Here is a 14,751-nt window from a genome sequence, read left to right on the forward strand (position 1 = left end):
GGAGCAAAGCTTGCTCGCGATAGGGGCAGACCAGTCGACATTTTTGCTGGTTGACCTACCGCAGTCGCGGGCAAGCCTTGCTCCCACAGCCCACAGCCCACAGCCCACAGCCCACAGCCCACAGCGCCTACTGGCTTGGCCCGGGCCGATGCTGGCGCAACAACTCGATCTGCTCGGCAGGAATCAACTCGCGCAGCGCCTTGTAGAGCGCGCGGGTTTCCAGCAGGTTCCAGATGCGCAGCATGGTTTCCAGGGCATCGAGGGGTTTGCTGATGAAGTCCCGGGCACCGAGGGCCAGGGCACGCAGGCGGGTGTCCCGGGTGGCGTCGGCGGTCAGTACCAGGATGGGCAGGTAATCATTGGCCGGAATGCGCCGGTTGAGTTGTTCCAGCACGGCGAAACCGTCGAACGCCGGCATGTGCAGGTCGAGGATCACCAGGTCCGGCTCGAAGCTGTTGAACAGATCCAGGGTGCGCAGGGGCTCGGTGCTGCTCAGCACGTTGTGCAACCCTTCGCGGGCCAACAGTTGCTCCATCAGGTCCAGGTTGGGGCGCTGGTCGTCGATGATCAGGATGCGCAAGTCGCGATTCATGCAGGCTCCGGTAAATAACGTTCAAGGTGGGCCAGGAAGGCCTGGATATGGATGGGTTTGGTCAGGATCGCCGTGGCACCGGCATCCTGAAGGGCGCGATGGGTCAGGTCGCTGGCATCGGCCGTGATCATCAGCACCGGGGTGGATGCGGTGGCCGGGGACTGGCGCAAGCGGCGCAAGACTTCCAGGCCTTCCAGGTCCGGCAGCGTCACATCCAGCAGGATCAGTTGCGGCGCATGCTGGCGCGCCAGGTCCAGGCCCATCTGGCCCTGCATGCTCGACAGCAGTTGGATGCCGGGGCGGCGCTGCATCAGGGTTTCGATCAACGCCAGGCTCGAGAGGTTGTCCTCTATGCACAAAATCCTGCCGTGGTATTCAACGGGCGGGCGGGTGACCTTCAGGGCCGCGATGGGTGGCAAATGAGTGGTAATGACTTGGGCGCCCGGCAACTGCAAGGTGAAACAGCAACCCTGGTCGGGTACGCTGCGCACCTGAAGATTGCCCTGCATCATCTCCAGCAGGCTCTTGCTCAGGGACAGGCCGAGGCCGGTGCCTTCGACCTGCGGATCGGCGCCCAGACGTTCGAACGGCTTGAACAACTGGTCGAGTTGTTCCGGGGCAATGCCGCGTCCGGTATCGCTCACGGCAATGTCCACCCGTTTGTCCTGGACGGTCACTTCAATGCGTACTTCACCCTCGGGCCGGTTGTATTTGATGGCGTTGGACAACAGATTGAGCAGCACCTGGACCAGCCGCTGCCGATCGGCCAGCACGCCGCTGCCCTCGGGCAGCGACGGCAGTTCGACCAGACGAATGCCGGCGTCGGCAGCCATGGGGGAAACCAGCGTCAGGGCTTCGTGCAGAACGCTTGCCAGGGCTATGGGCTCGATGTTCAGCGGCAAGCGGCCGGCTTCGATCCGGGCAATGTCCAGCACTTCGTTGATCAATGCCAGCAGGTGTTGGCCTGCGCGCAGGATGTGGCTGACCTGGGGACGCTGGCCGGCCGTGGAGTCCATGTCCAGCAGTTGCGCGAAGCCGAGGATGGCATTCAATGGCGTGCGCAGTTCGTGGCTCATGCGCGAGAGAAACTCGCTCTTGGCCCGGCTGGCACTTTCCGCTTCTTCGCGGGCGGTGCTCAGGGCGATCTCGGCGGCGCGCCGGTCGGTGATGTCGCGGGTGATCTTGGAGAAGCCGCGCAAGGCGCCGGTACTGTCGTATTGGGCGGTGATGACCACGCTGGCCCAGAAGCGGCTGCCGTCCTTGCGACAACGCCAGCCTTCTTCCATGTAGTGCCCGTCGCGGGTGGCTTCGCGCAAGGCCATCTCCGGATGCGCCGGACATTCTTCGGCCAGGTAGAACAGGGAAAAATGCCGGCCGATGATCTCCTGCTCGGTGTAGCCCTTGATCCGTTCCGCGCCGGCGTTCCAGGTGATCACATACCCCTTGGCGTCCAGGGCGAAGATCCCGTAGTCCCTTACGCCATCGATGATCAGCCGCAGGCGTTCTTCGTTGTCGCGCAGGGCCCGCTCGCGTTCGGCCAGCAACTGCCCGGCTTCCACCAGGCGAGTGCCCAACTGGCCGATTTCATCCTGTTCCGGCGGTTGCGGCCGCAAGGGTTGGCCCAACGCCAGGCGCCGGGCATTGCCTTGTACCTGCTGCACCCGGGCGACAATGCCCTTGGACAGGAACAACACCGCGACAATTGCGCCGAACAGTCCGCACAGCGCGGCGAGCAGAGTGGCGAACAGCAACCGCATGCGAGTGGCCGAGGCGGCGGCGCTGCGCTCGGCGAGCAGAGCATCCTCGCGGATACGCATGGCGTTGATCTGTTCACGCAGCACGTCCAGCACTTGCTTGTTCTTGATCAGCAGCGCGGTGATTGCCTCGGTGTCGTCGCCCTTGCCGCTACGCAGTTCCACCAGTCCGCTGAGTTTCTCGTCGATCAGCGGGGTGATGGTCTGGAGATGTTCGCGCATCCTGGCGTCGCGGACGTTGTGGTCCAGGCGTTGCAGTGCGGCCTCGATCAACTGCGTGGCCTGTTCATAGCTGGGCAGGAAGTCCTCGCGCCGGGTCAGCAGGTAGCCACGCACGCTGGCTGCCGCTTCTGCCAGCAGGGTATGCACCGTTTGGATATCGCCCTGGACGCGCAATACCCGACGAACATCTTCTTCGGCCCGGGCGGTCTGGCGTTCGGTGATGTAAATCAGCACCAGTGACAGCAGCAGGATCACCAGCGGCAGTGAGATCACCACCAATGCCTTGCCCCGCAGTGGCAGATCGGCCCAGCGGCGGGAAGCGAGGTATTTCATGGCCATTGTCCGGCGGGTTGTGCCACCAATCCCAGAGCGATGCCGCGCACGGCGGCCTGGGTCCGGTCGGCGGCCCCAAGCTTGCCGATGACCCGTTCCACGTGGGCCTTGGCAGTGCCGGGGGCGATGCCGAGCTTTTCGCCGATTTCACGGTTGCTGAAGCCGCCGGCCACCAAGCCCAGTACCTGGCGTTCCCGTGCGGTCAGGGCCTGGAGTTGTGCTGCGCCGCCGGCGCCACGTTCGGTCATGCGCCGCAACAGGCGCGCACTGACCGAACTGTTCAGTGCCTCTTCGCCCCGGGCGACCCGCTTGAGCGCGTCCAGTACCTCGTCACGGCTGGCATCCTTGAGCAGATAACCGACAGCTCCCGCACCGATGGCCGCCTCCAGGTGGTCGGGACTGTCGTCCATGGTGAAGATCACCACTTTGATGCCCGGTTGGCGCTGCTGCAGGATGCGCGCCGCCCCCAGGCCGTTGAGCACCGGCATGCGGATGTCGAGAATGGCGATGTCCGGTTGCAGCTGCTCACACAGGTCGAGGGCTTCCTGGCCATCGCGGGCCTGGCCGACGACCTCGAACCCTGCGTTGCCGGCCAGCAGGGCGATGAACCCGGCGCGGGTGACTTCGTGATCGTCGGCCAACAGCAGTCGTAAAGGAGAGGTCATGGATGTGCTCCGTGGAGGGGCAGCGGTACGCTGGCCAGCAATCGGGTGCCATCGCCGGGCTGGCTGAAACACGTCAGGTGGCCTCCCAGCAGGATGGCCCGCTCCTGCATGGCTGCGAGGCCCAGGTGGCGAGTGCCGTTGGTTTCGATAGGGGGCTCCAGGGCAAAGCCACGGCCATTGTCTTCCACCCGCAGGGCGGCCTGGCCGTTGCCGATCGAGAGTCCCAGGCTCACGTGGCCGGCCCGGGCGTGCTTGAGAATGTTGTTGATGCCTTCCTGGGCGATGCGGAACAGGGCGATTTCGATATTGCCTGGCAGGCGTATGTTGCTTTGTTCGACCCAATTCACTGTCAGGCCGGCCTCGCGCAGGCGATCGGCTTCCTTGTCGACGGCTTTGCACAGGCCGAAATCATCCAGCACATGGGGGCGCAGGCCGCCGATCAGTTGCCGACCCTCACCGACACAGCCCTGGGCCAACGCCAGGATGGTCTGCAATTCGCTCGCCAGGTCTGGCGGCAACACCGGGCAACGCCCGGCAAACCCCTGCAGGCGCTGATGCAGGCCGGCCAGGTTCTGCGCCAGACCGTCGTGCAGGTCATAAGCCACGCGCTTGCGTTCGTCCTCCTGGGCAGTGAACAACCGGTGGACCAGTTCGGACATGGTGCGCTCGCGGGCCTGGAGCGCTTCGAGCAGCCGATGATTCTCCAGGTGCGCGGCCAGCAGGGTCGCCAGCAGTTGCAAGGATTCGATGTCTTCGTGGTCAGGTGTGCTGATGGCCACGCTGTTGCCCAGCAACAAGACACCGAACACCGTACCGTCGGCGGCCCGCAGCGGGACCCGCAGAACCTGGGGCAGGGGGCTGTCGGGGTATTCGAGCCATTGCGGACCGGGTAGCGGCGAATGAGCGAGGCTGGCGAGCCAATCGAGTCGCTCGCCACTGCCATGGCAGGCCAGGGCGCTTGCCGGGTGATCTGGCGTCCATTCCAGCAGCAGGCCATGGTCCATGGCGATGAACGCGCAGGCCCTTTGCACGACGCGCTGGCGCATCTGCGCCAGGGGTAATCGGGTCAGTTCGTGACCGGTGCCCAACAACAGGCCCAGGCGCGCGGCGCGGCTTTGAGACTGACGGTACTGGCTACGGATGGCCAGGGCGCTGCCAGGATCATGGGGTGGGCTTTGCATGAGGGCTCCAGCGTGAAAGGGACCGGTCCGGTCGCGACGTCGGTATTAGAGCGCGTCATCGGCGCCGGGCCTATCTGCCGATCGGCATAGTCGATCAGCACCGGTTGGCCGATGGCGGGAGCTGCTGCGAGCGGCAAAGTGGGGTCATTGAAACCGACGCTATTAATACCGAAAGGAACGCTACGATGAAAATGAAAACCCTGGCCCTCGCCACTTTTTTTGTACTGACTACGCCTTTTGTTCACGCCGCCGATGCCACGCCTTTCGTGTATCGCACCGTGGCTGAACAACCCCAGAACGTAAATGACCGGGAGATCGCTGCGCTGTTCGACCAATGGAACAAGACGCTGCAGACCGGCAATGCCAGCGCGATGACCAGCCTCTATGCGCCGGATGCGATCCTGCAGCCGACCCTTTCCAACAAAGTGCGCACCACGCCGGCGCAGATCCAGGATTATTTCGAACACTTCCTGGCGGGCAAGCCGGTCGGGCAGATCAACTACCGGGAAATTCGTCATCTGGGGCCCGATGCGGCGATGGACAGTGGGGTCTACACCTTCACCCTGACCAATGCCGATGGCAGCAAGAAGGACGTCCAGGCACGCTACACCTACCTCTACGAGCGCTTGAACGGGCAATGGAAGATCATCAACCACCACTCTTCGGCCATGCCGGAAGTGCCGAAAGTCCTGCACGCCAGCCACTGATATCCCACGCCACCCGAGCGCCCTTGATCCCAAGGGCGCTTTTTTTGTGTGTCAGAAAGATCACTGTGGGAGCGGGCTTGCTCGCGAAAGCGGTAGACCTGCTTGCATCGATGTTGACTGACCCACCGCCATCGCGAGCAGGCTCGCTCCCACCATGTCCCGGTTGAATCCAATCCCAGCGTCTGGCCGCCGCCCCACAGTATTGCGCGGCGCCTGCGAAAGTCCTGAAGGCCCGCAATTCCCCTGTGGGAGCGAGCCTGCTCGCGATGGCGGTGGGTCAGCTTGCATTGGTGTTGACTGGCAGACCGCTATCGCGAGCAGGCTCGCTCCCACAAGAGATGGTTGGCCTAGAGCCCTCGGTTTCGCCTTTATTTACACATCTCGCCGCACAAAGGACTTGGATTAGCTCGAGAACATTAATTAGAATCAGTCTCATTTAAGATATTCCATGCGCAGGGCTTCTTGACATGTTTGATGCAGCTACGCCGGCGGAGCACTCCCTTCACGCGTTGTACCGTGACCATGGCGGTTGGCTGGAAGGCTGGTTGAGGCGGCGCATGGGCAATGCCTGGGATGCGGCGGATCTGCGCCAGGATACTTTCCTGCGGGTATTGTCCAGTGCCCAACCCCTGGCGGACCTGCATGAACCACGGGCCTATCTGCTCACAGTGGGCAAGCGGCTGCTGAGCAATTTCTATAGCCGTCGCAATCTGGAGCAGGCTTACCTCGATGCCCTGGCAAGCCTGCCCGAAGCGTGCGTACCGTCGCCGGAGCAACGCTGGCTGCTGCTCGAAACCCTGCACGCCCTGGATGAATTGCTTGATGGCCTGCCACCCCAGGTGCGGCGGGCTTTTTTGTGGAGTCAGCTCGAAGGCCTGGGCTACCGGGAAATCGCCGAGCGCATGCAGGTCTCCGAACGCACCGTCAAGCGCTACATGGCCCAAGCCTATGAGCATTGCCTGCTGGTGGACTTTTGATGCGCCCGGCCCCGTCGTCCGAGGCTCGGGACATCGCCCGGGCGGCTGCCCGCTGGCTGACCCTGATGGAGTTCGGCGGCAACGAGTTCGACTCCGCCGGCCTGCAACGCTGGCGCGACAGCAGCGCTCACCACGAAGCGGCCTGGCAGAAGGCTCAGCGACTTCGTCAGCGCTTCGCCGGGGTGCCGCCTTCGCTGGGCATGGCGACCCTGGATCGTCCGTCCTTGCCCCGGCGTGCCGTACTCAAGCGCGCACTGGGTGTCGCCGCGCTGGTTCCAACGGCCTGGATGCTGGGCCGGGCGTTGCCACTGGACGCCTGGCGCGCCGACCTGCACACCGCCACCGGCGAACAGCGGAGCTGGTCGCTGGTCGATGGCAGCCTCTTGCAACTGAACACCGACAGCGCCGTGAACCTGGACCTCAAGGCCCGGCGCCTGAGGCTGGTGCAAGGCGAAATGGCCCTCAAGGTCAGTGGCGTCACGCCCTTGGCTGTCCAGGCGCCCTATGGGCTGATTACCGTCAGCCGGGGTGAAATCTGCGTGCGCCTGGGTGAGCAAGGTTGCCGGGTGTCGGTGGTCAGCGGTTCGGCACAGCTGCAACCGTTGCACGGACTTGTGCTGCGGCTGGAGGCGGGCCAGCAGGCCAGCCTCCACGCAGCAGGCGCAGGGCCAGTGGTCGGGCTCGACGTCACGCAACCGGGTTGGCGCGAAGGGGTGCTCGTGGCGCAGAACCAGCCGCTGGGGGACTTTCTCCGTGAACTGGGCCGCTATCGTCCCGGTGTGCTGCGCTGGGACGACGCCCTGGAGTCGCTTCGGGTAACCGGCAGTTTCCGCCTGGAAAACACCGATAAAGTCCTCGCTTTACTTTCGGCCAGCTTGCCCCTGGATATCCAGATGCGCACCCGTTATTGGGTCACTCTGACGCTTCGAAAAAATATCGCCTGAAGCCTGTCCCCTTTTTTTGTCTCGCTTGTCATTCAAGGCAAGTGCACAAAAACGAGAGCTCCTTCCAATGTCCGCAGTAGTCCCTTTGCATGTTCGCCCGGCCCTTGCCGGCTGGCGTCCGCTGTTGAACCTGAGTCTCATGCTGAGCCTGAGCGCCAGCCCGTTCTTCATCTCATCCAGCCATGCCGAAGAAGCGGCCCGGCGCAGCTACCAGGTGCCGGCCGGCAGCCTCAGCGCGGCACTGACCCGCTTCGCCGGGTTGGCGGGTGTCAACCTGTCGGTGGATCCGGCGCTGGTGAGTGGTCGCAACAGCGCCGGACTCTCGGGCGAATATGGGGTGGAGGAGGGGTTTGCCCGGTTGTTGCAAGGCTCCGGCCTGCAACTGCAATCGGTGGGTGAACAGGCCTACATCCTGGCCCCGGCGCCGGAGGGGGGCAGCCTGCAACTGGCGCCCACCTCGATTCTCGGCACCGCGAGTTCGGAGGAGGGCGAAGTGTATGCCGGCGGCCAGGTCGCACGTCGTGGCTCCCAAGGCTTGCTGGGCTCGCGTGACTTCATGGAAACGCCGTTCAGCATGACCACCTACACCAGTGAGGCCGTCAAGAATCAACAGGCCCGAACCCTGGGCGACCTGGTCAACAGCGACCCCTCGGTGCGTGCGACCAACCCGGCAGGCGGGCGGTATGAGCAGTTCACCATTCGCGGCTTCAGTCTGTTCAACAGCGATGTGGCCTATAACGGCCTCTACGGCATCCTGCCGACCTATACGATCGACATGGAAATGGCTGAACGCGTCGACATCCTCAAGGGACCGAGCCAGCTCATCAACGGCATCTCGCCGCGAGGCAGCGTAGGCGGCGGGATCAACGTGGTGCCCAAGCACGCCACCGACAAGCCCATCACCTCGTTCACCGGCAGCTACGCGTCCAACAACCAGCTCGGCGGTGCCGTGGATGTCGGCCGACGCTTTGGCGAGGACAACAAGTTCGGCATTCGCTTCAACGGCGTGAAACAGTCCGGGGACACCGAATGGGATCACCAGAGCGTGGACCGCGAGATGGCCGTGGTTGGCCTGGATTTTCGCGGTGAACGGCTGCGTCTCTCCACGGACATCGGCCACACCGAGCGCGATACCGATGCGCCGCAGGAACGTGTGCAGGTTGCCGCCGCCGCGCCGGTTCCCCATGCCAGCGATGTGCGCAGCAACTATGCCCAGTCCTGGAGCAAGGCACGGACCAAGGACACCTTCGGCATGGTGAACGCCGAGTACGATGTCAGTGATTCGACCATGCTGTACGGCGGCGTCGGTGCACGCAGGAGTAATCATGATTTTCTTCGGCACGGCGTTATCGTCACTAATGCCGCTGGTGATTTCAGCGTTGCCCCGCGAGACTTTACCCGAGATGAGAATGTCCAGACGGCTAACGTAGGGGTGCGAAACTGGTTCCATACAGGGCCGGTGAGCCATGAGGTCAACCTGGCTGCCAGTTATTTTTATATGGACTTTACCAATGGCGGCGCGCGTTATGCGGCCTCCCCAAGCAATCTATATGACCCCGTTGAAACGCCAACCCCGAACGCCCCCACGCGTTCGGACCCAAAGGTCTATACCGAGAACCACTTCAGCGGAGTAGCGTTGTCCGACACATTGGGTTTCTTTGATGATCGGTTGCTGCTGACCCTCGGTGCCCGCTGGCAGCGGGTAGAGGTTGACGATTGGTCGAATGGTGTCAAAGGCCTCACTGCCTACGATGAGGAAAAAGTCTCGCCATCGGGCGGCATCCTGTTCAAGGCCACCGATAAACTGTCGCTGTATGCCAACTACATGGAAGGCCTGAGCCAGGGCAAGATCGCGCCGTCAACCTCGATCAACGAGGATGAGATTTTCCCGCCATTCATCAGTCGCCAGGTCGAGGTAGGGGCCAAGTACGACGCCGGTCCGTTCGCCTTGACTGCCGCTCTGTTCCGGATCAAGCAGCCGGCCTACGCGACCGACGCCACGACACGTGTCTTCGGTCCGAATGGCAAGCGTGAAAACACCGGCGTGGAACTGAGCGTCTTCGGTGAACCCCTCAAAGGTACCCGCCTGCTCGGTGGCGTGATGTACATCGACAGCGAACTGACCAACACCACCGGCGGCACTTACGACGGCAACCGCGCGCCGGCCACGCCGAAATACAACGTCAACCTCGGCGCCGAGTGGGACGTTCCGACTGTGCAGGGCCTGACCCTGACCAGCCGCGGCATCTATTCCAGCTCGCAGTACCTGGACCAGTCCAACACCAAGGAAATCGATTCCTGGGTACGCTTCGACGTCGGTGCGCGCTACGGCTTCAAGGTCGATGAAAAGAACATCACCCTGCGTGCCAACGTCGAGAACGTGGCGGACAAACGCTACTGGAGTTCAGCCGGGGCTTCGGATGACAGCGAGCCCGGTCTGACATTGTCGACCCCGCGCACCTACCTTCTGTCGGCTACCGTGGATTTCTGAACGGTGTACAGCTCCACGGACGGAGCTATTTACCTATTGTGATGTATCGTTCTGATATTGGTTGATATTAATCTGCAATTATTTGAGGCCTGTAATTCGATATAAAAGCTGATTAACACTGCTTTCGGTACTGATATTAAAGTGCCTTGTCCCTATGTTTATTCCTGAATACTCCAATTCATTTCGGTGAATTTCCCCTGCGCGTCATTTAATAAAAATAGACCGCGAAAAATGCCCAATTTATTTGAAATTAAATATTGCACTCATCAGCGAATGAGAATAATTTGCATATCGGGACTTAATCAGGATTGATTCTCATGTTGAATGAAAGCGCTGTACGCATCGATTCTTTGCAGAAGGACAATGCACATTATCTGCGCCGCCAAGGCCAGTTCGAATCCAATGTTCGCAGTTACCCGCGCAAGTTGCCCCTGGCCATCGCCAAGGCCCATGGCGTCTGGGTGACGGACGTGGAAGGCAAGACCTACCTCGACTGTCTGGCGGGGGCCGGGACGTTGGCATTGGGGCATAACCATCCTGACGTCATGGCCAGCATCGATTACTTCATCTCCTCAGGCATGCCGATGCACACCCTGGACCTCACCACGCCGCAGAAGGACGCCTTCAGTGAAAAGCTCCTGAGCCTGCTTCCAGGGCAAGGCCATGACTACTGCCTGCAATTCTGCGGGCCGTCCGGGGCGGATGCGGTAGAGGCGGCGCTCAAGCTGGCCAAGACGTTCACCGGGCGCAGCAGCATCATCAGCTTCAGCGGCGGCTATCACGGCATGACCCACGGTGCGTTGTCGGTGACAGGTAACACCGGGCCGAAAGACGCTGTGGCGTCCTTGATGCCGGGCGTGCAATTCATGCCGTACCCCCATGAGTATCGCTGCCCGCTGGGCATCGGCGGCGAAGCCGGGATCGAAGCGCTGGGCTATTACTTCACCCAGTTCATCGAGGACGTCGAAAGCGGAGTGTCGCTGCCGGCGGCTGTGATCCTCGAGGCGGTGCAGGGCGAGGGCGGTGTCAACTGCGCGCCGTCGCAATGGTTGCGCCGTATCCGCGAAGTCACCCAGCGGCACGGTATTCTGCTGATCATTGATGAAGTGCAGGCTGGCTTTGGTCGCACGGGCAAGATGTTCGCCTTCGAGCACGCTGGGATCGAGCCTGACATCATTGTCATGTCCAAGGCCGTAGGCGGTGGATTGCCGTTGGCCGTGCTGGGCCTCAAGCGTGAGTTCGATGCCTGGCAGCCGGGCGCCCATACCGGGACATTCCGAGGCAATCAGATGGCCATGGCCACGGGCCTGGCGACGCTCAACGTTTTGCAGCAGCAGGACCTGCCCGCCCAGGCTGAACGTCGCGGCGCCTGGCTCAAGACTCAGTTGGTGCAGTTGCAGCGCCGTTATCCGGCCCTTGGGCAGGTGCGAGGACGCGGGTTGATGCTGGGGATCGAGATCGTCGACGAGCGCCAGGCCCCTGATCGCCTGAGCAGCTATCCGGGCGACCCCACCCTCGCCGTGGCCATCCAGAAGCATTGCTTCGACCACGGGCTGTTGCTGGAGCGGGGAGGACGACAGGGCAACGTGATCCGGTTGTTGCCGCCGCTGATCATCGATGACGAGCAATGCGCCTTGGTAATGGAGCGATTTGAACAAGCGCTGCAGGCTGCACTTTCACAAGAACGTCGTTAAACAATCATTCGATATATACGTGGCGATATAAGTTATATCGGCCACTTGATAAACAGCGCTAAACAATTTTCCCGAAGTTGGGGAGGCGGGCACCTATTGTCTTGGCGCTGAACAAACGAACTTGCCCAGACATGAAGTCATCCGTAACCCGCAAGTTACGAGGAGCAACTATGCAATATCCCGATCGTACTGCTTTATCCCACCGCGTCAGTGAATTGGCGAGTACTCGCGCCTTGCTCAATTGTTTGATCAAGGAGTTCGCGCTGCCGGAAAACTGCCTGGATTATCACTGGCCCCAGGATATGCGCGGCATTGCACCTGGAAGTTATCTGGAAGGGCTGCAATCGAAGGGGATTCCCCTGACCATCAGCCTGCCCAACGGCCAACAGTTCTTCGTGCTGGTGGATCGTCGCGATCGTCTCGGCAGCCATCGCTACCTGTCCGATGTGTATGCGCGGCAGGGCGATACGTCGTGGAGCAACCTGGCGTTCCCCGAGTTCGTCGCGCAACTGCTCGGCGCCTGTGAGCACATGACCCGCGCCAGCAACGACGAGTTGCTCGAACAGGTGCTGCAAAGCCAGTCCCTGACCGCCGCCATCGTCGCCCACAATATCGACGGTGATGGTCCGGCGCCGCTGAGCAACTACCTGGCCAGCGAGCAGGGGCTGTGGTTCGGTCATCCGAATCATCCGGCGCCCAAGGCGCGGCTCTGGCCAGCCCACCTGGCCCAGGAAACCTACGCTCCCGAGTTCCAGGCCCGGACAGCGCTGCACCTGTTCGAGGTCCCGCGCGAAGGGCTGCGGATCTCCGCCAACGGACTGACCGAAGAACAAGTGCTGGCCGGATTCGCCGACCAGCGTCGTGCCCGGCCGGGCCGGGCGATCATTTGTCTGCATCCGGTCCAGGCACAGCTGTTCGTGCAGGACCGACGGGTACAACAGCAACTGGAATTGGGCGAATTGCGGGACCTGGGCACCACTGGCGCGCTGGCCAGCCCGACGGCCTCCATGCGCACCTGGTACATCGAAGGGCATGACTACTTCATCAAGGGCTCGCTGAACGTGCGCATCACCAACTGCGTGCGCAAGAACGCCTGGTATGAGCTGGAAAGCACCCTGATCATCGACCAGTTGTTCCAGCGCTTGCAGCAGACCCAGCCGCAAACCCTGGGTGGCCTGTCCACCGTGGCCGAGCCGGGCTCTTTGAGCTGGGCGCCCAAGTATGCGAGCGAAGCCGACAGCCACTGGTTCCGCGAGCAGACCGGCGCGATCCTGCGCGAGAACTTCTGCCGTCGCGGCGGCGCGGACGTGAGCATCATGGCCGGTACGCTGTTTGCTCGGGATATTCATTCCCAGCCTCTGGTCCATGAATTCCTGCAAGGTTTTAACGGCCGGACATTGGATGACGGGCAATTGCTCGACTGGTTCGACCGCTACCAGGCGCTGCTGCTGCGTCCGGTGCTGGCGTTGTTTTTCAACCACGGCGTGGTGATGGAACCCCATCTGCAGAACAGCGTGCTGATTCACGACGACGGCCAGCCACAGCAACTGCTGCTGCGGGACTTCGAAGGGGTCAAGCTGACCGAGGAACTGGGCATGTCCGGCATAGACGTTGGCCTGCATCCCCGGGTGCGCCAGTCGCTGGTCTACAGCCGTGAGCAGGGCTGGAGTCGCATCAGTTACTGCCTGCTGATCAACAATCTGTCCGAAGCGGTGCTGGCCCTGAGCTGGGAGCGTCCGCACCTGGCCCCGTTGATGTGGGAACGGGTGACGCGCCAACTGCGCAGCATTCGTCAGGAGCTGGTACGGCCTGCGCCGGAACTGGACGCGCTGATCGCCGGCGAATCGATTTCCTGCAAAACCAATCTGAAGGTGCGCCTGGCCGCCAAGGCCGATCGTCAGGCCGGTTACGTCAGCCTGCGTTCGCCTTGGGGCGAGGAGGTGCGTTATGCGTGATCTGCCCGAAACAGTGATGGCCGCCATTGATGCGGCCCGACGCAACAGCGAGGATCCGCTGGCGCTGTTTGTCTATGACCTTGAGGCGCTGACCCGCCATGTCAGCGAGGTCATGGCCGCGCTGCCCGCTGGTGTGGAGTTGTATTACGCGATCAAGGCCAACAGCGAGGCGCCGATGCTCGCGGCCCTGGCCCCCCTGGTCAGCGGTTTCGAGATTTCCTCGGGCGGCGAGATCGAGCGGGTCGTGGCGTGCCCGACGCGCAAGCCCTACGTGTTCTCCGGGCCGGGCAAACTCGACTCGGACCTGCGGGCCGCCCTGGAGAACCGGGTCGAGGCGATCCACCTGGAAAGTCTCAATGAAATCGACCGTCTGCAGCGTCTGGCGCAACAGGCCGGCCGTGTCCAGCCAGTGTTCATCCGCATCAACCCGCAGTTGCCGTCGATTTTGTCGAGCAAACTGGCGATGGCCGGCACCGCGACGCCCTTCGGCATCGACGAAGCGGAACTGCCGGAAGCCGTGCGACGGGTGCAAGCGTTCAGTCACCTGAGCCTCAAAGGCTTCCATGTGCATGCAATGTCCCACCAGAACTCGGTGGAGCGTCACGAGCAGCTCCTGGACTTCTACCTGCAGCGCTGGAACGAATGGAAAGCGCTGGCGACCGGGGATGAGCAGCCTACTCACCTGAACGTCGGCGGCGGCATTGGCGTCGACTACCTGAGCGGGCAGCGCTTCGATTGGCAGCGTCTGTGCCGGCACCTGGGCAAGTCCCTGGCGCAGCATGAGCAGCCACCGGTGGTGCGCTTCGAGCCCGGCCGCTTCATCAGCGCATTCTGTGGTTATTACGTGATCGAAGTGCTGGACACCAAGACCAGCCATGGCGAGCACTTCCTGGTCTGTCGGGGGGGGACCCACCAGTTCCGTCTGCCGGCGGCCCAGAGTCACGATCATCCGGTCATTCACCTGCCACGTCGGCGCAAGCCGCAGCCGGACACCGCGCAGGCCTGGACCGTGGTCGGCCAGCTGTGCACGCCCAAGGATGTACTGAGTCGCGGCCGCCAGTTGCAAGGGGCCGAGGTGGGGGACCTGTTGGTACTGCCCATGGCCGGTGCCTATGGCTACAACATCTCCCACGCGGACTTCCTGTGTCATCCGCGTCCGCTGCAACAGTTTGTCGGCGCCACTGCGACTGGAGCGCGGTTGTGACGGTGCCGCGTCACTGGGTGGTGATCAACGTC

The 14,751-nt window shown here is 62.4% G+C and carries 11 protein-coding genes; 7 read left to right on the forward strand and 4 right to left on the reverse strand.

Annotated elements, in window-relative coordinates; translation table 11 throughout:
* Nucleotides 1-127: 127 nt before the first annotated feature.
* From AD665_RS08950 to AD665_RS08965, 4 genes are read right to left on the reverse strand one after another with little or no spacing between them, the layout of a single operon-like run.
* Nucleotides 128-592 (reverse strand): response regulator, encoded by a 465-nt coding sequence (locus tag AD665_RS08950; protein ID WP_053191774.1) that lies wholly within the window; start codon nucleotides 590-592, stop codon nucleotides 128-130.
* Nucleotides 589-2,901 carry an ATP-binding protein gene (locus tag AD665_RS08955; RefSeq protein ID WP_053191775.1) on the reverse strand — a complete coding sequence of 771 codons (2,313 nt, stop codon included), beginning with the start codon at nucleotides 2,899-2,901 and terminating at the stop codon, nucleotides 589-591. Before AD665_RS08955 ends, AD665_RS08950 begins: the two co-directional genes overlap by 4 nt.
* A complete protein-coding gene (locus AD665_RS08960; RefSeq protein WP_053191777.1) occupies nucleotides 2,898-3,566 on the reverse strand; it encodes a response regulator in 669 nt (222 codons plus the stop codon). Before AD665_RS08960 ends, AD665_RS08955 begins: the two co-directional genes overlap by 4 nt.
* Nucleotides 3,563-4,747, reverse strand: a complete 1,185-nt coding sequence (locus tag AD665_RS08965; protein ID WP_053191779.1) for a sensor histidine kinase — start codon at nucleotides 4,745-4,747, stop codon at nucleotides 3,563-3,565. Before AD665_RS08965 ends, AD665_RS08960 begins: the two co-directional genes overlap by 4 nt.
* A 185-nt stretch (nucleotides 4,748-4,932) precedes the next feature.
* On the opposite strand from AD665_RS08965, the gene AD665_RS08970 reads away from it, so the two are divergent.
* The 7 genes from AD665_RS08970 to AD665_RS09000 all read left to right on the forward strand — a co-directional run bounded on the left by AD665_RS08970 (nucleotide 4,933) and on the right by AD665_RS09000 (nucleotide 14,719).
* Nucleotides 4,933-5,454 (forward strand): SgcJ/EcaC family oxidoreductase, encoded by a 522-nt coding sequence (locus AD665_RS08970; protein WP_024777675.1) that lies wholly within the window; start codon nucleotides 4,933-4,935, stop codon nucleotides 5,452-5,454.
* A gap of 467 nt (nucleotides 5,455-5,921) precedes the next feature.
* Entirely contained in the window at nucleotides 5,922-6,431 is a 510-nt protein-coding gene (locus AD665_RS08975; protein WP_024777674.1) for a sigma-70 family RNA polymerase sigma factor, read from the forward strand.
* Nucleotides 6,431-7,375, forward strand: coding sequence for a FecR domain-containing protein (locus tag AD665_RS08980; protein ID WP_053191781.1), 945 nt, complete (start codon nucleotides 6,431-6,433; stop codon nucleotides 7,373-7,375). The genes AD665_RS08975 and AD665_RS08980 overlap by 1 nt, the downstream gene beginning before the upstream one ends.
* A 67-nt stretch (nucleotides 7,376-7,442) precedes the next feature.
* Nucleotides 7,443-9,866, forward strand: a complete 2,424-nt coding sequence (locus tag AD665_RS08985) for a TonB-dependent receptor (protein ID WP_053191783.1) — start codon at nucleotides 7,443-7,445, stop codon at nucleotides 9,864-9,866.
* Between the two features lie 317 nt (nucleotides 9,867-10,183).
* On the forward strand, nucleotides 10,184-11,560 hold the full coding sequence (locus AD665_RS08990) for a diaminobutyrate--2-oxoglutarate transaminase (protein WP_053191785.1): 1,377 nt from the start codon (nucleotides 10,184-10,186) through the stop codon (nucleotides 11,558-11,560).
* A gap of 170 nt (nucleotides 11,561-11,730) precedes the next feature.
* On the forward strand, nucleotides 11,731-13,515 hold the full coding sequence (locus AD665_RS08995; RefSeq protein WP_053191787.1) for an IucA/IucC family protein: 1,785 nt from the start codon (nucleotides 11,731-11,733) through the stop codon (nucleotides 13,513-13,515).
* Entirely contained in the window at nucleotides 13,508-14,719 is a 1,212-nt protein-coding gene (locus tag AD665_RS09000; RefSeq protein WP_024777669.1) for a type III PLP-dependent enzyme, read from the forward strand. Before AD665_RS08995 ends, AD665_RS09000 begins: the two co-directional genes overlap by 8 nt.
* The last annotated feature ends 32 nt before the right edge of the window (nucleotides 14,720-14,751 follow it).

The sequence above is a fragment of the Pseudomonas corrugata genome (assembly GCF_001269905.1).
GTDB lineage: Bacteria > Pseudomonadota > Gammaproteobacteria > Pseudomonadales > Pseudomonadaceae > Aquipseudomonas > Aquipseudomonas corrugata.